Annotated in this window: 19 protein-coding genes; 7 read left to right on the top strand and 12 right to left on the bottom strand. The window is 66.8% G+C overall.

Annotated features, from left to right (window positions below; all coding sequences use genetic code 11):
- Positions 1–15: 15 nt before the first annotated feature.
- Positions 16–2118 (bottom strand): hypothetical protein, encoded by a 2103-nt coding sequence (locus ACSFA0_RS11620; RefSeq protein WP_435450328.1) that lies wholly within the window; start codon positions 2116–2118, stop codon positions 16–18.
- Positions 2119–2377: 259 nt separating this feature from the next.
- On the opposite strand from ACSFA0_RS11620, the gene ACSFA0_RS11615 reads away from it, so the two are divergent.
- Genes ACSFA0_RS11615 through ACSFA0_RS11595 form a run of 5 tightly spaced genes read left to right on the top strand, consistent with a single transcriptional unit; the run spans position 2378 to position 7894 of the window.
- Positions 2378–3898, top strand: coding sequence for a 3-hydroxyacyl-CoA dehydrogenase (locus tag ACSFA0_RS11615; protein ID WP_435450327.1), 1521 nt, complete (start codon positions 2378–2380; stop codon positions 3896–3898).
- Between the two features lie 13 nt (positions 3899–3911).
- Positions 3912–4691: an oxepin-CoA hydrolase, alternative type gene (locus ACSFA0_RS11610; protein ID WP_435450326.1), complete on the top strand. Its 780-nt coding sequence runs from the start codon at positions 3912–3914 to the stop codon at positions 4689–4691.
- A 59-nt stretch (positions 4692–4750) separates the two neighbouring features.
- Positions 4751–5470: a Crp/Fnr family transcriptional regulator gene (locus ACSFA0_RS11605; RefSeq protein WP_435450325.1), complete on the top strand. Its 720-nt coding sequence runs from the start codon at positions 4751–4753 to the stop codon at positions 5468–5470.
- A 16-nt stretch (positions 5471–5486) separates the two neighbouring features.
- The gene (locus ACSFA0_RS11600; protein WP_435450324.1) at positions 5487–6575 is read left to right on the top strand and encodes a phosphotransferase; all 1089 of its coding nucleotides are present in this window, start codon (positions 5487–5489) and stop codon (positions 6573–6575) included.
- A gap of 47 nt (positions 6576–6622) precedes the next feature.
- On the top strand, positions 6623–7894 hold the full coding sequence (locus ACSFA0_RS11595; protein WP_435450323.1) for an acyl-CoA dehydrogenase family protein: 1272 nt from the start codon (positions 6623–6625) through the stop codon (positions 7892–7894).
- A gap of 7 nt (positions 7895–7901) precedes the next feature.
- Here the strand turns inward: ACSFA0_RS11595 and ACSFA0_RS11590 are convergent, their stop codons facing one another.
- From ACSFA0_RS11590 to ACSFA0_RS11565, 6 genes are all read right to left on the bottom strand, one after another.
- Positions 7902–8366, bottom strand: a complete 465-nt coding sequence (locus ACSFA0_RS11590) for a GNAT family N-acetyltransferase (protein ID WP_435450957.1) — start codon at positions 8364–8366, stop codon at positions 7902–7904.
- Positions 8367–8377: 11 nt separating this feature from the next.
- Positions 8378–8929, bottom strand: coding sequence for an MOSC domain-containing protein (locus tag ACSFA0_RS11585; protein WP_435450322.1), 552 nt, complete (start codon positions 8927–8929; stop codon positions 8378–8380).
- The gene (gene glmM / locus ACSFA0_RS11580; protein WP_435450321.1) at positions 8926–10254 is read right to left on the bottom strand and encodes a phosphoglucosamine mutase; all 1329 of its coding nucleotides are present in this window, start codon (positions 10252–10254) and stop codon (positions 8926–8928) included. The genes ACSFA0_RS11585 and glmM overlap by 4 nt, the downstream gene beginning before the upstream one ends.
- Positions 10251–11123 (bottom strand): dihydropteroate synthase, encoded by an 873-nt coding sequence (folP, locus tag ACSFA0_RS11575; RefSeq protein ID WP_435450320.1) that lies wholly within the window; start codon positions 11121–11123, stop codon positions 10251–10253. Before folP ends, glmM begins: the two co-directional genes overlap by 4 nt.
- Positions 11124–11185: 62 nt before the next feature.
- A complete protein-coding gene (ftsH, locus tag ACSFA0_RS11570) occupies positions 11186–13102 on the bottom strand; it encodes an ATP-dependent zinc metalloprotease FtsH (RefSeq protein WP_435450319.1) in 1917 nt (638 codons plus the stop codon).
- 151 nt (positions 13103–13253) lie between these two features.
- Positions 13254–13922 carry an RlmE family RNA methyltransferase gene (locus ACSFA0_RS11565; RefSeq protein WP_435450318.1) on the bottom strand — a complete coding sequence of 223 codons (669 nt, stop codon included), beginning with the start codon at positions 13920–13922 and terminating at the stop codon, positions 13254–13256.
- 50 nt (positions 13923–13972) lie between these two features.
- Here ACSFA0_RS11565 and ACSFA0_RS11560 point away from each other — a divergent pair, with 50 nt between their 5' ends.
- Positions 13973–14452, top strand: a complete 480-nt coding sequence (locus ACSFA0_RS11560) for a YhbY family RNA-binding protein (protein WP_435450317.1) — start codon at positions 13973–13975, stop codon at positions 14450–14452.
- The gene (locus ACSFA0_RS11555; RefSeq protein WP_435450316.1) at positions 14452–15216 is read left to right on the top strand and encodes a glycosyltransferase; all 765 of its coding nucleotides are present in this window, start codon (positions 14452–14454) and stop codon (positions 15214–15216) included. The genes ACSFA0_RS11560 and ACSFA0_RS11555 overlap by 1 nt, the downstream gene beginning before the upstream one ends.
- Before the next feature lie 259 nt (positions 15217–15475).
- Here ACSFA0_RS11555 and ACSFA0_RS11550 read toward each other — a convergent pair whose 3' ends face one another.
- The 5 genes from ACSFA0_RS11550 to carA all read right to left on the bottom strand — a co-directional run bounded on the left by ACSFA0_RS11550 (position 15476) and on the right by carA (position 21897).
- The gene (locus ACSFA0_RS11550; protein ID WP_435450315.1) at positions 15476–15901 is read right to left on the bottom strand and encodes a DUF4149 domain-containing protein; all 426 of its coding nucleotides are present in this window, start codon (positions 15899–15901) and stop codon (positions 15476–15478) included.
- Positions 15902–15908: 7 nt separating this feature from the next.
- Positions 15909–16385 carry a transcription elongation factor GreA gene (gene greA / locus ACSFA0_RS11545; protein ID WP_435450314.1) on the bottom strand — a complete coding sequence of 159 codons (477 nt, stop codon included), beginning with the start codon at positions 16383–16385 and terminating at the stop codon, positions 15909–15911.
- 67 nt (positions 16386–16452) lie between these two features.
- Positions 16453–17322, bottom strand: coding sequence for a Kdo hydroxylase KdoO (locus ACSFA0_RS11540; protein ID WP_435450313.1), 870 nt, complete (start codon positions 17320–17322; stop codon positions 16453–16455).
- A gap of 170 nt (positions 17323–17492) precedes the next feature.
- Positions 17493–20720 (bottom strand): carbamoyl-phosphate synthase large subunit, encoded by a 3228-nt coding sequence (carB, locus tag ACSFA0_RS11535; RefSeq protein WP_435450312.1) that lies wholly within the window; start codon positions 20718–20720, stop codon positions 17493–17495.
- Positions 20713–21897 (bottom strand): glutamine-hydrolyzing carbamoyl-phosphate synthase small subunit, encoded by a 1185-nt coding sequence (gene carA / locus ACSFA0_RS11530; protein ID WP_435450311.1) that lies wholly within the window; start codon positions 21895–21897, stop codon positions 20713–20715. The genes carB and carA overlap by 8 nt, the downstream gene beginning before the upstream one ends.
- Positions 21898–21911: the final 14 nt, after the last annotated feature.

Below are 21911 nucleotides of genomic sequence, written 5' to 3'. Positions count from 1 at the left end.
GGACGTCGCCGCCCGTCAGCGTCGACGGCGCGGCCGGGGCGCGATCTCGGCTTCGATGGTCGGATCGAAAAGTTCGAGATCGAGCTTCAATTCGGGCAACGGCATCTCGTCGGTCGTCGGCGCGGAAGGTGGGCGCTTCTCCAGCTCGAGTTCAGCCGGCAGGGTTTCGAGCGTTTCGAGCGACGTGTTGTCGAAAGGCATCTCCCCGCTCTGATCGGCGCGCTCCGGCTGTTCGCTCACCGACATCGGGCGCGTCCGCTGGTCTTGCGGGTGCGATGCGCTCGGCGTCGACGATGTCGACGGTTCGGCGACCGCGCCAGGGTGCGCGGCGATGACCGTGTCGTGCGACAGCGTTTCATCGATGGCGCCATACAGCGACGGCAACGGCGCATCCGGCGCATTGTGGTCATTGACCACGCCCACGGCGTCCGTCACGCGGTCCAGGCCGGCTGGCTGCGTCGGTTCGAGCTTCGCTTCGTGCGTGTCGAGGAACGACAGTGGCGTGACCGGCGTCGGCGGGGCGCTGTCCGGGTCGATCACTTCCTTCGCGACCGAGTACAGCAGCAACAGTTCGCGGTACGCTGCCAGATCGAAGCTCTCGTCGCCGCGCGTGCCGGGCTTGCGAAAGACCAATTCCTCGATGAGGCCCAGCGTGCCTGGCCGCGGCCATTGAGCCTCGATCCGCGCGAGGGTCGCACCGTAGTGCTCGAGGCCGCGACCCACTTCGGAAAAGTGCTCGAAGTCCGGCACCGAGGCGTTGAACGCCCGCTCGAACTCCAGCCCGACGCGCGCGTAGTCGTCGCGCCGATCCAGCGCGTGGAAGATGCGCAGCAGGTCGAGGTAGGCGAGCGCACTGGTTTCCGGGTTGTCCGCGATGTGCTCGCTGAGCACGGCGATCGCCTGGTCGTGCTGGCCGAGCGACACGAAGAAGTCCGACTGCTGCTGAACGTCGAACAGCTCCTCGGTGTTCACGTAGCGCGCAGGTGCGCTCTCGTCTTCAGTCAATGGCGGCAGCGTGGCCTGCGCTTCGTCGTCGGTATCGGCCGCGAGCAGCACGGTCCCGAACGGTCCGGTTTTCTGCGTCGCAGCGTCCGCGGCAAGCGCTTTGCCTGCGGGGACGGCCGGCGGCGGTGAAGGCAGCGGCGACATGACGTCGTCTTTGGCGGTGGTGTCGCCCCACCAGGCCGGACCACTCGCGCGACGCGCGACCCGCCACAGCAGGAGGAGACCGATCAGTGCCAGAAGCAGCATCGCGCAGAGGGCATACACCAGCGGATTGCGATAGCGGCTGTCGCGCGCCTCCGCCAGCTCGCTGCGCATCTCCAGCAACAGCCGCTGGTTCTGGGCACTCTGCTCGCGGAGCGCGGCCAGCGTCGCCTCGAGCGATCTCATGCGTTCGTTGGCACGCTGGAGCTCTTCAGCATTGGCGGCAGCGCTGGCTGCGGCCAATGCCGCCGCCACGGCACTGTCCATGGGGTTCGTGCTGGCTGCACCCGACGCTGCGAGCGCCGGGCTGCGCACCGCGGTCGGATCGAGCAGGTCGAGCTGCAGTCGCGCACCGCCCGCGGGCGACGGGGCGCCCGTCGGCGACGCAACCGGGGCCGAGGCCGCGGCGCTCGGCGGTGTCGTGGACGCCGGCGCGCGCGGCGCTGCCGTGCTGCGGCGCACCGGGGGCGTCGTCGCGCGTGCGGCGGGACGGCGCGGCTCGCCGCCTTCGGCCGAGGCCGCCGGGCGGGGTCGTGGCGGGGTCGTGCGTCGCGCGGGGGCGGCGGGCTCAGCCGTCGCGGCGCCAGCGGAGCCGCTGCCCTCGCCGGTGCCTCGGCTCGTCCGGCGGCTCGGGGCCACGTCGGCGTCGCTACCGCCGGCCGGCGATGGGGAGGAGACGCCCCTTGCCGCCGCGAGCGCCGATGGCGGCGACACCTCGACCGGCATGTCGGCCAGCAGCACGAACTGACGGCTCGAACTCGCCTGGCAGCCCGCGCGCACGGTGATCTGCACGACGGGTTCCTCGACCGGCATGGTCGAACGCACATGGATGCGTGTCTGACCGGGCCGGCTCCCTGGTTCGAGCGATACAGTCACGCGTCGGTCGTCGACCCGCGTGCCGCCCTGGATCATTTCGGCCTCGGCGCAGAGCGAGTCACCGCCCTCGCCTTCGGCCAGCGTGAGGGGCACGACGAGATCCAGCGGTCGGCCGATCCAGACAGCGCCTTGCGGCTGTCCGAGTGTCAATGCGACGGAGGGGACGGCGAACCCGAGTAAAAACAGGGGCGCTGCGCGACGGAGAAGTTGCAAGATGGACCTGAAAGGCAATCTAAAGTAAACACATTCTGACACGATTGTCTTTTCGCTTTTTACATACCTGAGCATTTAACAAATGACTGTGAATTATTCGAAGGTGGCGGTGGTCGGTGCGGGGGCCATGGGCCGAGGCATCGCGCAGATCGCCGTGCAGGCAGGCAGCGACGTGCTGCTGTTCGACAGCTTCGACGGCGCTGCCGTCCGCGGGCGCGACGCGGTCGTCGCGCAGTGGCAAAAGCTGCATGAAAAAGGCAAGTTCGACGCGGCGCAACTGCAGGCGTGGACCGGACGGCTGGTGGCCGTCGGCGCGCTGAGCGACGTGGCAGCGTGCGACCTGGTCGTCGAAGCCGTGGTGGAAGACATGCAGGTCAAGCGTACGCTCTTCCGTGATCTGGAAAGCATCGTCGGCGCTGACGCGACGCTCGCCACCAACACATCGTCGCTGTCCGTCACGGCCATCGCCGCTGACATGGCGCGTCCGGAACGCCTAGCGGGCTTCCACTTCTTCAACCCCGTCCCGCTCATGAAAGTGGTCGAAGTCGTCGCCGGCTTCAAGACCGCCGCGGCCGTGTGCGAGCGGCTGGCGGGCTACGCGCGCGAGATGGGCCACAGTGCGGTGATGGCCCAGGACACGCCCGGCTTCATCGTCAACCACGCCGGCCGCGGCTTCGGCACCGAAGCGCTGCGCATCGTCGGCGAAGGCGTGGCCGATTTCGCGACCATCGACCGCATCCTGAAAGACCAGGCCGGCTTCCGCCTGGGCCCGTTCGAGCTGATGGACCTGACCGCGCTCGACGTGTCGCACCCGGTGATGGAATCGATCTACCGTCAGTACTACGAAGAGCCGCGCTACCGCCCGAGCGTGATCACGGCACAGCGGCTGGTCGCAGGCGCACTGGGGCGCAAGACCGGCGAAGGTTTCTACCGCTACGTCGACGGCGTCGCGCAGGTCGCACCCGAAGCGCCAGCGCCGCGCCTCGACGGGCCGATCACCGTGTGGGTGTCGCCCCGTGCGGCGCGCCGCGCCGAGCTGCTCAAGCTGGTCCACACGCTCGGCGCGCAGATCGAGACCGGCGCGACGCCCTCGAGCACCGCGTTGATCCTGGTCGCCCCGCTCGGCTTCGACGTGACGACGGTCGCCGCCGTCGAGCGCCTCGATGCGACGCGCACCGTCGGCATCGACATGATGGTCGACGACGCCGCCACCAAGCGCCGCGTGCTGGCCACCAACCCGGCCACACGCCGCGACATGCGCGACGCCGCGCACGCCCTCTTCGCCAGCGACGGCAAGGCCGTGAGCGTAATCCGCGACAGCGGCGGCTTCGTCACGCAGCGCGTCATCGGCACCATCGTCAACATCGCGGCCGACATGTGCCAGCAGCGTGTGTGTTCGCCGGCCGACCTCGAGACCGCCGTGCGCCTCGGGCTGGGCTACCCTCAAGGGCCGCTCGCGATGGGCGACCTCTACGGGCCGACCAACATGCTCGAGGTCCTGTTCAACCTGCAGACGGTGTACGGCGATCCGCGCTACCGCCCGAGCCCATGGCTGCGCCGCCGCGGTGCGCTGGGCCTGAGCCTGATGCACGAAGAAGAATGAGAACGAGACGACCATGACCGCCGAACTCCGAAGCACGACCGAAGGCCGCACGATGGTGCTGACCATCGCCAACCCGTCCCTGCGCAACGCGCTCGATCCGGCCATGTACGCCGCGGGCATCGAAGCGCTCAACGGCGCGGAAAGCAGCAGCGAGATCCGCAGCGTCGTGATCGTGGGCGAAGGCGCATGGTTTTGCGCGGGTGGCTCGCTGCAGCGGCTGCAGGCCAATCGCCAGCAGTCGCCGTCGGTGCAGGCCGAATCGATCGAAGGCCTGCACAACTGGATCGATTCGATCCGCACCTTTCCGAAGCCGGTGATCGCGGCCGTCGAAGGCGCAGCCGCCGGCGCGGGCTTCTCGTTGTCGCTGGCCTGCGACCTGGTCGTGGCGGCACGCGACGCGGTCTTCGCGGCGTCGTACAGCAACGTCGCGCTCTCGCCCGATGGCGGCCTCAGCTGGCATCTTGCGCAGGCACTGCCGCGCCAGCTGGCGAGCGAATGGCTGATGGGTGGCGAGCGCATCGCGGCATCGCGGCTCCATGCGCTCGGCCTGGTCAACGAACTGGCCGACAGCGGCCAGGCATTGACCACGGCGCTGCAGCTGGCCGAGCGCCTCGGCGCGCGCGCGCCCAACGCGCTGGCGAGCATCAAGGAACTGCTTGCCGAAGCGCCGGGCGCCACGCTGCCGACGCAGCTGGCGCACGAGCGCGACCACTTCGTGCGCAACCTGCATCACCCCAACGCGGGCGTCGGCATCGAGGCCTTCCTCACCAAGCAGACGCCGCGCTACGCGTGACGCGACGCGTCGCTCCCGAGACACCACCGCAGACCCTCAGTCGCCGACAGGACAGCCCCATGGACGAGCCCATTCTTACCATCGACGAACGCGAAGCGATCAACAGCGGTCGCTGGTTTTCATCCCTCTCACCCTCGCTGCGGCACGACATCCTCCGATGCGCATTTGTCAGACGTCACAAGGACGGCGACCTCCTGGCCGCCCGCGGCGATCCGCCCGAAGGATGGATCGCGTGTGCCAAGGGCGCAGTGCGTGTGAGCTCGACGACCGTCGCGGGCAAACAGGTGACGCTGACCTACGTGGAGCCGGGCATCTGGTTCGGCGACGTGGCGATGTTCGACGGGGACCGTCGCACGCACGATGCCTATGCACATGGCGACACCACCACGCTCAACGTGGCGCGTGCGGACTTCCAGAAGATCCTCACCACGCACGTCGAGCTGTACGAAGCGCTGATGCGCCTGCAGGCGCGGCGCATTCGCCAGCTGTTCGGGCTGGTCGAGGACCTCAATACCCTTCCCTTGCGGGCGCGGCTCGCGAAACAGCTGACGCACCTGGTGCGCAGCTACGGCGTGCCCAGCCTGGCCGACGGCAGCCAGTTGCGCATCGGTTTGCATCTGGCACAGGAAGAGCTCGCGCAACTGCTGGGCGCATCGCGCCAACGGGTCAACCAGGAACTCAAGGCGATGGAGCGCGAGAACGTGCTGCGCATCGAACCGGGTGGCCTGGTGGTGCTCGACCGTGCCGGACTCATGCGCATCGCGGAGGCCGACCTCTAACCTTTCATCGCCACCCATGACCCAGGACTTCAGCAGCTTCATCGGGACGCGCGCTGTTGCGCCACAACACAGCTTCGACGTCGACGCACTCGCCGCCTGGCTCGATGCGAACCTCGACGGCTTCCAGGGTCCGCTGACAGTGGAAATGTTCAAGGGCGGGCAGTCCAACCCGACCTACAAGCTCATCACGCCGAGCCAGAGCTACGTGATGCGTGCAAAGCCAGGCCCGGTGGCCAAGCTGCTGCCCTCGGCGCACGCGGTGGAGCGCGAATTCAAGGTGATGCGCGGCTTGGATGGCACCGACGTGCCGGTGCCGCGCATGCTGTGCCTGTGCGAGGACGAGTCCGTCATCGGACGCTCCTTCTACGTCATGGAATTCAAGAGCGGCCGGGTGCTGTGGGACCAGTCCCTGCCCGGCATGGACAAGGCCGAACGCGCCGCGATTTACGACGAGCTCAATCGCGTGATCGCCGCCCTGCACACGGTGAATTTCGCCGCGCGCGGGCTGGCAGACTACGGCAAACCCGGCAACTACTTCGAGCGCCAGATCGGGAGATGGAGTAAGCAGTACGTCGCTTCGGTCACGCAGCCCATCCCGGAGATGGACCGCCTGATGGACTGGCTGCCGGCGCACATCCCGGCCACCGCACGCGACGCGTCGATGACCTCGATCGTGCACGGCGACTACCGGCTGGACAACGTGATGTTCCACCCCACCGAGCCCCGTGCGATCGCCGTGCTCGACTGGGAGCTGTCGACGCTCGGCCACCCGCTGGCGGACTTCAGCTACCACTGCATGGCCTGGCACATCCCGCCCGGCGACTTCCGCGGGCTGGGCGGGGTCGACGTGGCCAGCCTCGGCATTCCGACCGAAGCCGAATACATCCGCCGCTACTGCGAGCGCACCGGCCTCACCACGCCCGAGGCGCTCGCGCCCGACTGGAACTTCTACCTCGCCTACAACCTGTTCCGCATCGCCGCCATCCTGCAGGGCATCGCGAAGCGGGTCGAGGCCGGCACCGCGTCGAGCGAGCAGGCTGTGGCCTCCGGTCGCGGCGCACGGCCGATGGCAGAGATGGCCTGGGCCTTCGCACAGAAGGCCTGATGAGCGCGTCGGATGACGCACACGATCGACTCACCCTAGGAGACAACATGGACTTCGAATATTCGGCCAAGACCAAGGACCTGCAGGCGCGCGTCAGCGCCTTCATGGATGAACACGTTTATCCGAACGAGGCGGCCTGCACCGCCGAGCTCGCGGCCAACACCGTGGCCGGCAAGCGTTGGACGCCACTGCAGACCATCGAGAAGCTGAAGACGAAGGCCAAGGCCGATGGCCTGTGGAACCTGTTCCTGCCGGTCGACAGCGCCTCTGCCTCGGGCTACGAGGGCGCGGGCCTCACCAACCAGGAGTACGCCCCTCTGGCCGAAATCATGGGCCGCGTGCCGTGGGCCAGCGAGGTGTTCAACTGCTCGGCGCCGGACACCGGCAACATGGAAACCATCGCCCGCTACGGCTCGGAACAGATCAAGGCCCGCTGGCTCAAGCCGCTACTCGAAGGCGAGATCCGCTCGGCCTTCGCGATGACCGAGCCCGACGTCGCGTCGAGTGATGCGACGAACGTGTCGACACGCATCGAGCGCGACGGCAACGACTACGTGATCAACGGCCGCAAGTGGTGGATCTCCGGTGCTGCCGACCCGCGCTGCGCCGTGTTCATCACGATGGGCAAGAGCAACCCGGATGCCCCGCGCCATTCGCAGCAGAGCATGGTGATCGTGCCGGCCGATGCCAAGGGCATCACCGTGCTGCGCCCGCTCAACGTGATGGGCTACGACGATGCGCCGCACGGCCACGTCGAGATGACCTTCGAGAACGTGCGGGTGCCGGTCGACAACATGCTGCTGGGCGAAGGCCGCGGCTTCGAGATCGCCCAGGGCCGCCTCGGCCCGGGACGCATCCACCATTGCATGCGCCTGATCGGCCTGGCCGAACGCGCGCTCGAGCTCATGTGCAAGCGCGCGTCGTCGCGCGTCGCCTTCGGCAAGACCGTCGCCTCGCAGACCGTCACGCAGGAGCGCATCGCAGAAGCGCGCTGCAAGATCGACATGGCGCGCCTGCTCACGCTCAAGGCCGCATGGCTGATGGATACGGCCGGCAACAAGGTCGCCAAGAACGAGATCGCGATGATCAAGGTGGTCGCCCCCAGCATGGCCTGCCAGGTGATCGACTGGGCGATGCAGGTGCACGGCGGCGGCGGCATGTGCGACGACTTCCCGCTGGCCTTCGCCTATGCGCATGCGCGCACCCTGCGCTTCGCGGACGGCCCCGACGAGGTGCACCGCAACGCCATCGCCAAGTGGGAACTCGGCCGTTACGCCGTCGACAAGAAGGAACTCGAGCCGCCCGTCACGCGCTTCTGAGCAGGCGCTACAGCGTCTTCTGCAGGAACATCGCCGCGCCGAAGGCCGGGTCGAGCTGGTAGCCGGCAAAGCCTTCGCGTTCGTAGGCGCGCAGCGCCGGGGCGTTGCCCTGCAGCACCTCGAGCGTGAGTTTGCAGGCGCCACGGGCAACGGCCTCCTGCTCGACGCGCGCCAACATGCGCTGCGCGATGCGCTGGCCGCGGTGGCTTTGCAGCACGACCACGTCATGCACATTGACCAGCGGTCGGCAGGCGAAGGTGGAGAAACCCTCGATGCAATTGATGAGCCCAACGGGCTGGGCGCCATCGAAGGCGATCACGCTGAACGCTTGCGGGCGTGCCGCGAGCGCCGCCGGCAGCCCGGCCATCACGGCATCTGCCAACGGCGCGCCGCCACCAGCGGGGTCGCGCGCATAGGCGTCGAGCAGTTCGACCAGGGCGCGCGCATGCGCCGGGTTGCCATAGTCGGCCATCACGATATCGATCACACGGGCTCCAGAGGCTTCGCGTTGCCCGTCGGCAGGTCGATGCGGATCGAATCACCGGCTTGCACAGTGCCGCCCTGCAGAACGATCGCCATCACGCCGGCCTTGCGCACCAGGCGTCCTTCGCTGTCGCGCGCCAACGTGGCTGCCATCAGGCCGGCCTGGAAGCGGTCGATCTGGCTGCAGGGGTTGCGCAGGCCGGTCAGTTCGACGATGGCCTCGTCCCCCAGATGCAGCCGGGTGCCGGTCGGCAGACCCAGCAGGTCGACACCGTGCGTCGTGATGTTCTCGCCCAGTTCCCCAGGCCAGACCGCGAAGCCGGCGGCCATCAGTTCGTCGAACAACTCGGCGTGGAGCAGGTGCACCTGCCGCAAGTTGGGTGCCTTGGGGTCGCGGGCGACGCGGGAGCGATGCTTGACCGTGGTGCCGGCATGTGCATCGCCCTCGACGCCGAGCCCGGCGACCAGTCGGATCACCGGTTCGGTGAACTTGGAGAAGCTGTGCAGCGTGCTGACATGCACCGCACGCACGGACGGTGCTGCGCTCGTCATTGCAGCGTGGCCGCCAACCGGCGGGCGCATGCATCGGCCTGCGCCGCGTCGCGCGCCTCGACCATGACGCGCACGAGCGGCTCGGTGCCGCTGGCGCGGATCAGCACACGGCCGGCGTCGCCGAGTTCGGCTTCGGTGCGCTGTGTTTCAATTTTCAGTGCGCCATTGGACTGCCAGTCCTGCCCCTCGCGCAGCCGCACATTGATGAGCGTCTGCGGGAAGAGCACGACGTCGGTCAGCAGTTCGCCGACGGTCTTGCCGCTGCGCACGCACGCCTGCAGCACCTGCAGGGCGCTCACGATGCCGTCGCCGGTGGTATGGCGGTCGAGCGCCAGCAGGTGGCCGGAGCCCTCCCCGCCCAGCAGCCAGCCGCGCTTCTCCAGCTCTTCGAGCACGTAGCGGTCGCCGACCTTGGCGCGGACGAACTCGATGCCCTGCCCGCGCAGCGCCACTTCGACCGCCTTGTTGGTCATCAGCGTGCCGACCACACCCTGCGGTTTCTCGCCACGTTCGATGCGCTCGCGCACCATCAGGTAGAGCAGTTCGTCGCCGTTGAAGAGCCGGCCTGTGGCGTCGACCAGTTGGAGCCGGTCCGCGTCGCCGTCGAGCGCGATGCCGTAGTCGGCACCCTTCGCCTTCACCGCCTCGATCAGCGCCTGCGGATGCGTCGCGCCGACATCCTGGTTGATGTTGAGACCGTCCGGCGCGCAGCCGATGCTGCTTACCTCGGCGCCCAGCTCGTGAAAGACGTTGGGCGCCACCTGGTAGGCCGCACCGTGTGCCGCATCGACCACCAGCTTGAGCCCGCGCAGGCTCAGGTCGTGGGCGAAGGTGCTCTTGCAGAACTCGATGTAGCGGCCGGCCGCGTCGCTCAGGCGGCGCGCCTTGCCCAGCTGCGCGGAATCGGCCCACACGGGCGCCTCTTCCAGTGCCGCCTCGACAGCGAGTTCCCACTCGTCACTGAGCTTGGTTCCCTGCGCGCTGAAGAACTTGATGCCGTTGTCGGGAAAGGCGTTGTGGCTGGCGCTGATGACCACGCCCAAGCTGGCACGTTGCGCGCGTGTGAGGTAGGCCACGCCGGGCGTCGGCAAGGGGCCGAGCAGCACGACATCGACGCCCGCGGAATTGAAACCCGATTCCAGCGCCGACTCCAGCATGTAGCCGGAGATGCGCGTGTCCTTGCCGATCAGCACCGTGGGGCGCTTCTCGGTCCGCTTGAGCACGCGGCCCACAGCGTGCGCCAGGCGCAGCACGAAGTCGGGGGTGATCGGTGGTTGGCCCACCGTGCCGCGGATGCCGTCGGTGCCGAAATACTGTCGTGTCATGTCGTTGGTTTTTCTTGTGGAGAGTCTTGTTCTTCCGACGCGCGCATCGTGCGCCAGACGGCCAGCGCCGCGACGGTGTCGCGCACATCATGCACCCGCACGACGGCCGCGCCGCGCTCGACGGCGAGCAGCGCCGCGGCCACGCTCGGCACCATCCGCTCACCGGCCGCCTCGATGCCGGTGGCCGCACCGAGCGACGACTTGCGGGACCAGCCGGCCAGCACGGGGTAGCCCACCCCCAGCAACTCGCGTTGCCGCGCGAGCAAGGCGAAATTCTGCGCCACCGTCTTGCCGAAGCCGATGCCGGGGTCGAGCACGATGCGCGAGGACTCGACCTGCAGATCACGCAACGCCTGTGCGCGCTCCATCAGGAACCCGGCGACGGCCGGCACCACGTCGCCGTCCATCGGTGCCGCCTGCATCGTCTGCGGGTCGCGGTGCATGTGCATCAGGCAGACGCCGCAGGACGGATGCTGCGCCAGCACCGCGAGCGCGCCCGGCTGGCGCAGTGCCCAGATGTCGTTGACGATGTCGGCCCCAAGGTCCAGCACGGCCCGCATCACCTCGGGTTTGTAGGTGTCGATGGAGAGCGGCACGCCGAGGCGCACCGCTTCTCGGACGACAGGCAGAACGCGCGCGAGCTCGTCGGCCAGCGAGACGGCAGGACTTCCGGGCCGTGTGGACTCGCCGCCGATGTCGAGAATGTCCGCACCTTGGCGAATCAATTCTTCGCAGTGGCGCAAAGCGGCTTGGGTCGAGGCGTGGGTGCCGCCGTCCGAGAAGGAGTCGGGCGTCACGTTGACGATGCCCATCACCTGCGGGCGGGCGAGATCGATCAGGAACCGGCTGGTGCGCCACGCGGCCGTCATCGCATCGCAACCAAAAAAAACGGGGCCAAAGGCCCCGTCGGTCTGCACCCTTGCATAGGTGCTCAGGCGGCGGTCGGCGCCGGGTCGGGAGTGACCGTCGGCGCGCCGCCACTGCCACCGCTGTTCGACGGCGGGATGCGCGGCGTCCAGTCCTTGGGCGGACGCGGTTCGCGGCCGGCCATGATGTCGTCGAGCTGTTCGGAGTCGATGGTTTCCCATTCGAGCAGCGCCTTGGCCATCGCATGCATCTTGTCACTGTTCTCTTCGATCAGTCGGCGCGCCAGGTGGTACTGCTCGTCGATGATGCGGCGAACTTCGCTGTCGACCTTTTCCATGGTCTGCTCGCTCATGTTCGTGGTCTTCGTGACCGAACGACCCAGAAACACTTCGCCCTCGTTCTCGGCGTAGACCATCGGGCCCAGCGCGTCGGTCATGCCGTAGCGCGTCACCATGTCACGGGCGATGGAGGTCGCACGCTCGAAGTCGTTGCTCGCGCCGGTGGTCATCTGGTTCATGAACACTTCTTCGGCGATGCGGCCACCGAACAGCATGCTGATCTGGTTGAGCATGTACTCGCGGTCGTAGCTGTAGCGGTCCTGGGCTGGCAGGCTCATCGTGACGCCCAGCGCACGGCCGCGCGGAATGATGGTGACCTTGTGCACCGGATCGCACTTGGGCAGCAACTTGCCGATGAGCGCATGCCCGGACTCGTGGTACGCCGTGTTGCGGCGCTCTTCCTCGGGCATGACCATGCTCTTGCGCTCGGGGCCCATGAAGATCTTGTCCTTGGCCTTCTCGAAGTCCTGCATCTCGACCACGCGTGCATTGCGGCGGGCCGCCATCAGCGCAGCTTCGTTGCAGAGGTTCGCCAGGTCAGCACCGGACATGCCGGGCGTGCCGCGGGCGATGATGCTCGGGTTCACGTCCTGGCCGAGCGGCACCTTGCGCATGTGCACGTTCAGGATCTGCTCGCGGCCGCGGATGTCCGGCAGCGTGACGTAGACCTGGCGGTCGAAGCGACCCGGGCGCAGCAAGGCGGCGTCCAGGATGTCCGGGCGGTTCGTGGCCGCCACGACGATCACGCCGAGATTGGTCTCGAAGCCGTCCATCTCGACCAGCATCTGGTTGAGCGTCTGTTCGCGTTCGTCGTTGCCGCCGCCGAGGCCGGCACCGCGCTGGCGGCCGACCGCATCGATTTCGTCGATGAAGATGATGCAGGGCGCGTTCTTCTTGGCGTTCTCGAACATGTCACGCACGCGGGCTGCGCCCACGCCGACGAACATCTCGACGAAGTCGGAGCCTGAAATCGAGAAGAACGGCACCTTGGCTTCGCCGGCGATCGACTTAGCCAACAGGGTCTTGCCGGTGCCGGGCGGGCCGACCAGAAGCAAACCACGCGGGATGCGGCCGCCGAGCTTCTGGAAGCGTGCCGGGTCTTTCAGGAAGTCGACGACCTCCTTCACTTCTTCCTTGGCCTCGTCGCAACCCGCGACGTCGGCGAAGGTGACGGTGTTGGTGTTCTCGTCGAGCATGCGCGCCTTGCTCTTGCCGAAGCTGAAAGCGCCGCCCTTGCCACCGCCCTGCATTTGTCGCATGAAGTAGACCCACACGCCGATCAGCAGCAGCATCGGGCCCCAGCTGACCAGCAGCGTCATGAGCAGCGAGCCTTCCTCGCGCGGCTTGACGTCGAACTTGACGTTGTTGGCGATCAGGTCGCCGACAAGGCCGCGGTCCAGGTAGGTGGCGGTGGTGCGGATGCGGCGATCGTCGTTGGTGATCGCGACGATCTCGCTGCCGCCCTGGCCTTCCTGGATGGTGGCGCTCTTGATGCGGTTACCGCGAACTTCCTCGAGGAAGTCGGAGTAACCGACGTTGCCGGCGCCGGCTGCACTGCGGGTGTCGAACTGCTTGAACACAGTGAACAACACCATCGCGATGACAAGCCACACGGCAACTTTGGAAAACCACTGATTGTTCAAACGAAGCTCCAGTCAAAAGCGCGTGACAGGGAAATGAATTTCGCCCAGGTCACGCAATTGATGTCCATTTTAGGCTTTTCAAGCTGCGAAACCCGGTGATTTCGGCCGAGCACCCACAGCCGAGGCACGGGTTTCATCGGTCAGGCAGGTATCAATTCGTTTCGAGATCGCGCAGTCCGATGCCGACCATGAAGGTTTCGGAGGATTTGTCCCGCGATGCCTTGGGTTTCATCGGCTTCACGGTCTTGAAATTCTTCTTGAACAACTGCGTGAGCTCGGCGTAGCCGCTTCCGTGGAACAGCTTGGCGACCAGCGCACCGTCCGGCTTCAAATGCGCCTGCGAAAACTCGATTGCCAGTTCCACCAGATGCGCCACGCGGGCCGCATCCGCCGAGGCGATGCCCGACAGATTGGGAGCCATGTCCGACACCACCACATCCGCCTTGCGGCCGGCCAGCGCCTCTTCCAGCCGAGCGAGTACGGCGTCCTCACGGAAATCGCCCTGCAGGAAGATCACGCCCTCGATCGGCTCCATGGGCAGGAGGTCCAGCGCGATGATGGTCCCGTCGAGGGTGCCGGCAGCGGCACCGCCGGGCGACAGCCGCCGGCGGGCGTACTGGCTCCAGGCGCCCGGCGTGGATCCCAGGTCCACCACGAGGTGGCCCGGCCGGATCAGCCCGAGCGTTTCGTCGATCTCCTTGAGCTTGTAGGCAGCACGCGCCCGGTAGCCTTCTCGGGTGGCGAGTTTGACCCAGGGGTCGTTGATGTGGTCGTGCAGCCAGGCCTTGTTGACCTTCTTGCCGGTTGTTTTGGTGCTCATCGGCGGGGTCGCATTCGGTTCACAGGGCGGGGGTTCGCGATAATACGGCCATGACAGCCATTCAACTTACCCCTGCGCAGCGCAAGGTGCACCGCGCCGAAGCCCATCACCTCGATCCGATCGTCATGATCGGTGGCGACGGGCTCACCCCGGCTGTCAAGAAAGAAGCCGATGCTGCGCTCAAGGCCCACGGCCTGATCAAGATCCGCGTCTTCTCCGACGACCGCGTCGCCCGCGAAGCCATGCTGACCACCCTGGCCGACGAGCTCGACGCCGCACCGATCCAGCACATCGGCAAGCTGCTGGTGCTCTGGCGCCCGAAGCCCGAGAAGGTCAAGGACGTCGACGAAGACCGCATGCCCGGCCCGCGCGACGTGAAGATCGTCAAGTACAGCAAGCGCTTCGGTCAGCGCCCCGAAATCAAGACGCTGCGCGTGCTGGGCAACCAGCGCCTCACGCCGGGCGGCACCATCAAGCGCGCCAAGCCGAAGCGGCCACTGTCGGCCAAGAAGCGCAACCAGGCGGACTGATGCCGACCCGCCAGGCCGCGGGGCGGCAGCGCCACATCCTCTGCATGAAGTGGGGCACGAAGTACGGCCCCGACTACGTCAATCGCCTCTATGCCATGGTGCGCCGGCACCTCAGCGGCGACTTCAACTTCGTCTGCCTGACCGACGATGCGAAGGGCATCCGCAGCGAGGTGCAGTGCCTGCCCATTCCGCCGCTCGACCTGGAAGTCAAGCCGGGCCAGCCGGACCGCGCGTGGAAGAAGCTGACCACCTTCGAGCAAGACCTGCACGGGCTGCGCGGCACCGCCCTCTTCCTCGACCTCGACGTGGTGGTGGTCGGCAGTCTGGATGCGTTCTTCGAGCAGCCGGGCGAATTCCTGATCATCCATGACTACGCCCGGCCGTGGCGGACGGAGCGCATCACCGGCAACTCGTCGGTCTATCGCTTCGAGCTGGGCGCGCATGCCGACGTGCTGGCGCACTTCCGCGCCAACATGGACAAGGTGCAGGCGGAGTTCCGCAACGAGCAGGCTTACCTGTCGGACTTCCTGCACGCGCAAGGCAAGCTGCAGTACTGGCCGGACGCCTGGTGCCCGAGCTTCAAGTACCACGGCATCCCGACCTGGCCGACGAACTACTGGCAGGAGCCCTTCGTGCCGGAGGGTGCGCGTGTGATGGTGTTCCACGGCGAATGCAATCCGCCGGACGCGCTGGCCGGGCGACGCAACCGGGCCTTCCGGTTCATCCGCCCTGCGCGCTGGATCGCGAAGTACTGGACGGCCTGATCAGGGCCTGTGAGCGCTATTTCCAGAGTTGCGAAGGCACGCCCAGGCCGGCCAATCAAGGCGCGTGACGCCGCATGTGCGTCGGCACATGCCAGGAGCGCAACGCCGAGTGGCCGGCCTGGGCATGCCTTCCCTTCGGGTTGCCCGGCCCAGGGGCCGTCTGCGGCGTTGCCCGCGCTTGCAAGGCTTCAGCCTTGCTGCGCCCGGGCGCCTTGCATCCAGCCCCTGGGCCGGGCAACGCAATCTCAGGAAATAGCGTTCACAGGCCCTGGGCGCCGTCGCGGCGCCCCATGCGCCACAGCAACACGCCAGTGCATGCCCATTGCGCCAGGTACATGCCGCTGCCGGCCGCGTGCCAGAACTTGAGGTTGTCGCGCGCCAGGATGCGCGGCGCCGCGACGTATTGCTGCAGTAGCGCGAGCAGCAGCGCCGCCAGCACCAGGCCGATGGCCATGCGTATGGCGGCATCGAAGCCGCTGTCGGCCTTCTGCCGGAAGTGAATCAGCAGGACCAGCCCGCAGGCGATCGCGACCCAGCTCTGCGCCTCGAACAACCGAGCGGCGAAGTTGCCGGCCGCGGCCGGGCTGCCGAGATGCGCGAACAGCATCGGAACGACCAGGAAGCCGATCGTGCTCAGGCTGCCCCACCAGAAGGCGGCGAGCAGCAGTGCAACGCGGTCTCTCATGGGCCGTTCAGAGGTACTTGACCGCGACGATCTCGTAGCTCTTCACACCGCCAGGCGCCTGCACCACGGCGGTGTCGCCCTCCTCCTTGCCGATCAGCGCACGCGCGATCGGGCTGGAGATGTTGATGAGGCCCTGCTTCAGGTCGGCCTCGTCCTCACCGACGATCTGGTAGGTCACGGCTTCGCCGGTTTCTTCCTCTTCGAGGTCGACGGTGGTGCCGAACACCACTTTGCCGCCGGCGTCGAGTTCGGTCGGATCGATGATCTGCGCCGCCGACAGCTTGCCTTCGATCTCCTGAATGCGGCCTTCGATGAAGCCCTGGCGGTCCTTGGCGACCTCGTACTCGGCGTTCTCGCTCAGGTCGCCCTGGGCACGTGCCTCGGAGATGGCGTTGATGACCCAGGGACGGTCGACCGTCTTGAGGCGGTGCAGTTCTTCGCGCAGCTTTTCTGCGCCGCGCTTGGTCACGGGAATGGTGTTCATGTTCTTTTGCTCCAGAAAACGAAACCGCCGAACGCTGCCGTTCGGCGGTGCATGTTGGGGGAGGGACTCAGACGAGTGACCGTCCGGTCAGCCGGCTCAGGATAGCGAGCGGGCTCGAGTCGGGATTGTATTGCCTGGCCGCCGGCAGGTGCAGCGTCTGCTCCAGCATGTACTGGCCCGACATCACGGCGTGCGAGGTCTGGTCGGAGAAGCACACCCACACCGAGCCGGCCGGGAACGGCACCGTCTGCTGCGGGCCGTTCTGCTGGTAGTCGAGGTCCGACTTCATGGCGTCGTGCAGTTGCAGCATCAGGTGGTCGTACTCGCTGCGCAGCGACTTGGTCACGCGCAGCGCGCGCAGGGCCTTCGCCTGCCAGCGCGAGTACGGCTTTGCGCGCGGCAGGAAGCGCTTGGCGACCGTCTCGAAGGGCTCGCCCACGCGCCAGACGCGCGGCACGCCGTCGGGGTTGGCGTTGGTGAACACGCGCAGAATGCGCTCGCCGTAGTTGGGCCGCGACGGAAACGCATCGACATGCATGCGCTTGTCGTCGGCGCGCCAGGACTGCACGCGCGTTTCGACCTGTGCCGGCCGATAGCTCGTCGGGGCCAGGCGCAGCGCCGGCGTGTAGTGCGGCAGCAGGCCGTGGATGAGCTGCGTGGCTTGCGTGCGGAAGCGCCCGACCATCGCCGCGGTGGCGCGCTGCACCGCCTCATCGCCGGCCACGCCCTTGAGCGTGCCCGACGCGTCGAGGCTGATGTTGCGCACCTTCGGTGCCAGCAGGCTCGGCGTCAGCAGGCTGCGCTCATCAGCCTGCACATCGAAGCCGAGCTTCGGAAAGTGCAGCACCTTGCCGGCTTCGAGGGCGGCGATCCACTCGTCGTTCGGCGTGGCCGCAGCCCAGTCGGCCAGGTCGAGTTCGACGAGCTGCGTTTCCACGGCCGACCTCAGAAGCTGTGAATGAATTGGCCGCGTCCGAGCGGCGCGCCAGGGCGGCGTCCATCGAGGCGCAAAGCGCAGCCATAGCTCGGGCTATGGCGAGCATTTGCAACGACGAGGGATGCCGTCAGGGCGCGTCGAGCGGGCGTGGATGATTCGTTCACAGCTTCTCAGGCCTGCGCCAGTTGCGCGTGCATCTCCTGCACGGAGATGACGCTGAGCTCGTCCATGTAGCGCATGCCTTCGACGGCCGCTTCCGCACCGAAGATGGTGGTGATGGTGGTCACGCGCGCAGCCAGCGACGAGGTACGGATCAGCCGCGAATCGGTGATCGCATTGCGGCGCTCCTCGACGGTGTTGATGACCATCGCGATCTCGTTGTTCTTGATCATGTCCACGATGTGCGGCCGGCCTTCGGTCACTTTGTTCACGGTGGCGCAGGCGATGCCCGCAGCGCCGATGGCGGCTGCGGTGCCCTTGGTCGCGATCAGCTCGAAGCCCAGCTTGGCGAGGCCGCGAGCGACGTCGACAGCGCGTGCCTTGTCGTTGTTCTTCACCGAGATGAAGACCTTGCCCGACTTCGGCAGGATGGTGCCTGCACCGAGTTGCGACTTCACGAAGGCTTCGCCGAAGGTCTTGCCCACGCCCATCACCTCGCCGGTCGACTTCATCTCGGGGCCGAGGATGGTGTCCACGCCGGGGAACTTGACGAAGGGGAAGACGGCTTCCTTGACGCTGAAGTAAGGCGGCGTCACCTCCTTCGTCATGCCCTGGGACTTGAGCGACTGGCCGGCCATGCAACGCGCCGCCACCTTGGCCAGCTGGATGCCGGTGGCCTTGCTCACGTAAGGCACGGTGCGCGACGCGCGCGGGTTCACTTCGAGCACGTAAATGACGTCCTTGCCATCCTTCTGCTGGATCGCGAACTGCACGTTCATCAGGCCGACCACGTTCAGCGCTTCGGCCATGGCCGCGCTCTGGCGCTTGAGTTCGGCGATGGTGTCCTGGCTCAGGCTGTAGGGTGGCAGCGAGCAAGCCGAGTCGCCCGAATGCACGCCCGCCTGTTCGATGTGTTCCATCACGCCGCCGATCAGCGTGCCGCCTTCGGCGTCGCGGATGCAGTCGACGTCGCATTCGACCGCGTCGTTCAGGAAGCGGTCGAGCAGCACCGGCGAATCGTGGCTCACCTTGACGGCCTCGCGCATGTAGCGCTCGAGGTCGCGCTGCTCGTGCACGATTTCCATCGCGCGGCCGCCGAGCACGTAGCTGGGGCGCACGACCAGCGGGTAACCCAGTGCGGCGGCCTTCTCGAGCGCTTCAGGCTCGGCGCGTGCCGTCGCGTTCGGCGGCTGGCGCAGACCGAGGGTGTGCAGCAGTTGCTGGAAGCGCTCGCGGTCCTCTGCGGCGTCGATCATGTCCGGCGAGGTGCCGATGATCGGCACGCCGTTGGCTTCGAGGTCGAGCGCCAGCTTGAGCGGCGTCTGGCCGCCGTACTGCACGATCACGCCGATCGGCTTTTCCTTGTCGACAATCTCGAGCACGTCTTCGAGCGTCAGCGGCTCGAAGTACAGACGGTCGCTGGTGTCGTAGTCGGTCGACACGGTCTCGGGGTTGCAGTTGACCATGATGGTCTCGTAGCCGTCTTCGCGCAGGGCGAGTGCGGCATGCACGCAGCAGTAGTCGAACTCGATGCCTTGGCCGATGCGGTTGGGGCCGCCGCCGAGCACCATGATCTTCTTTCTGTCCGTCGGCGCGGCCTCGCACTCGTCTTCATAGGTCGAGTACATGTAGGCCGTGTTGGTCGCGAACTCAGCCGCGCAGGTGTCCACGCGCTTGTAGACCGGGCGCACGCCGAAGGCGCGGCGCTTCTCGCGGATCGCGGTGTCGGTGGTCTTCAACTGGCGCGCGAGGCGGCGGTCGGAGAAGCCCTTTTTCTTGAGCGCGAGCAGCGTGTCCTTGTCGATGTCGTCCAGCGACTTGGTTTCCAGCTCGAGCTCGATCTTCACGATCTCTTCGATCTGCACCAGGAACCACGGGTCGATCTTCGTCAGCGCAAAGACTTCGTCGACGGAGAGGCCCATGGCGAAGGCATCGCCCACGTACCAGATGCGCTCGGGGCCGGGCTCGCCCAGTTCCTTCTCGAGCACTTCGCGGTCCTGCGTCTTCTCGTTCAGGCCGTCGACGCCGACTTCGAGGCCCCGCAGGGCCTTCTGGAACGACTCCTGGAAGGTGCGGCCCATCGCCATCACTTCGCCCACAGACTTCATCTGCGTCGTCAGGCGCGAATCGGCCTGCGGGAATTTTTCGAAGGCGAAACGCGGGATCTTCGTGACCACGTAGTCGATCGAGGGCTCGAACGACGCCGGCGTGGCGCCGCCCGTGATGTCGTTGCGCAGTTCGTCGAGCGTGTAGCCCACCGCCAGCTTGGCCGCGACCTTGGCGATCGGGAAGCCCGTGGCCTTGGAGGCCAACGCCGACGAACGCGACACGCGCGGGTTCATCTCGATGACGACCATGCGGCCGTCCTTCGGGTTGATCGAGAACTGCACGTTCGAGCCGCCGGTGTCGACGCCGATCTCGCGCAGCACTGCGAGCGACGCATTTCGCAGGATCTGGTATTCCTTGTCGGACAGCGTCTGGGCGGGCGCCACGGTGATCGAGTCGCCGGTGTGCACGCCCATCGGGTCCAGGTTCTCGATCGAGCAGACGATGATGCAGTTGTCCGCCGTGTCGCGGACCACTTCCATCTCGTACTCCTTCCAGCCGAGCAGCGATTCCTCGATCAGCAGCTCGTTGGTCGGCGAGGCTTCCAGGCCGCGCTTGCAGATGGTCTCGAACTCTTCCGGGTTGTAGGCGATGCCGCCGCCGGTGCCGCCGAGCGTGAAGCTGGGACGGATCACGGTCGGGAAGCCGACGGTCTTCTGCACCGCCCAGGCCTCGTCCATCGAATGGGCGATGCCCGAGCGCGCCGAGCCCAGGCCGATCTTGGTCATCGCGTCCTTGAACTTCAGGCGGTCCTCGGCCTTGTCGATGGCCTCGGGCTTGGCGCCGATCAGCTCGACCTTGTACTTGTCGAGCACGCCGTGGCGCCAGAGGTCGAGCGCGCAGTTCAGCGCGGTCTGGCCGCCCATGGTCGGCAGGATCGCGTCGGGACGCTCCTTGGCGATGATCTTCTCGACCGTCTGCCAGGTGATCGGCTCGATGTACGTGACATCGGCCGTGTCCGGGTCGGTCATGATCGTCGCGGGGTTGCTGTTGATCAGAATGACCTTGTAGCCCTCTTCGCGCAGCGCCTTGCAGGCTTGCACGCCGGAGTAGTCGAACTCGCAGGCCTGGCCGATGATGATCGGGCCGGCGCCGATGATGAGGATGCTCTTGAGATCTGTGCGCTTAGGCATTCTTGTTTCCTGCTTTGTGCTTTTCCATCAATGCCGTGAAGCGATCGAACAGGTAGCAGATGTCGTGCGGGCCGGGCGAGGCTTCGGGGTGTCCCTGGAAGCAGAAGGCCGGCTTGTCGGTGCGGGCCAGGCCCTGCAGCGTGTTGTCGAACAGGCTGATATGCGTGGGGCGCAGCGTGGCCGGCAGCGAGGTCTCGTCGACCGCGAAGCCGTGGTTCTGGCTGGTGATGCTGACGCGGCCGTTGTCGAGGTCCTTCACCGGGTGGTTTGCGCCGTGGTGACCGAACTTCATCTTGAAGGTCTTCGCACCCGAGGCGAGCGCCATGATCTGGTGGCCCAGGCAGATGCCGAAGGTCGGGATGCCGGTCTCGATCAGTTCCTTGACGGCGCTGATCGCGTAGTCGCAAGGCTCCGGGTCACCCGGGCCGTTGGCCAGGAAGATGCCGTCGGGCTTGAGCTTGAGCACGTCGGCCGCGGGCGTCTGCGCAGGCACCACCGTGATGCGCGCGCCGCGCTGGGCGATCATGCGCAGGATGTTCTTCTTGACGCCGTAGTCGAAGGCGACGACGTGGAACTTCGGCGTGATCTGCACGCCGTAGCCCGAACCCAGCTTCCACTCGGTCTGGTTCCATTCGTAAGTCTGCTGCACCGACACGACCTTGGCGAGGTCCAGCCCGGCCATGCTCGGCGCGGCCTTGGCGGCGGCGATCGCCTTGTCGATCAGTGCCTGCGACACCGCTTCGCCCGCGGGGAGGCCCAGGATGCAGCCGTTCTGCGCGCCGTTCGTGCGCAGGTGGCGGGTCAGCTTGCGGGTGTCGATGTTGGCGATGGCGACCGTGTTGCCACGCACCAGGTACTCGCTGAGGGTCGCGGTCTGGCGGAAATTCGACGCCATCAGCGGCAGATCCTTGATGATCAGCCCGGCAGCATGGATCTTGTCGGCCTCGATGTCCTCCTCGTTGACGCCGTAGTTGCCGATGTGCGGATACGTGAGCGTCACGATCTGCTGGCAGTAACTCGGGTCGGTGAGGATTTCCTGGTAGCCGGTCATGGCGGTGTTGAACACCACTTCGCCGGCCGTGGAGCCAGTGGCTCCGATCGAGTTGCCGAGAAAGACCGTGCCGTCTGCGAGCGCCAGAATGGCGGGAGGGAAGGCTCCCTGAAGAGACAAAAGCACTGGGTTCTCCGGAT

It is taken from the genome of Variovorax restrictus (assembly GCF_051216715.1).
In the GTDB taxonomy this organism is placed as follows: domain Bacteria; phylum Pseudomonadota; class Gammaproteobacteria; order Burkholderiales; family Burkholderiaceae_C; genus Variovorax.
The sequence above is the reverse complement of the archived record's forward strand: the minus strand, read 5'-3'. Positions and strand labels throughout refer to the sequence as shown.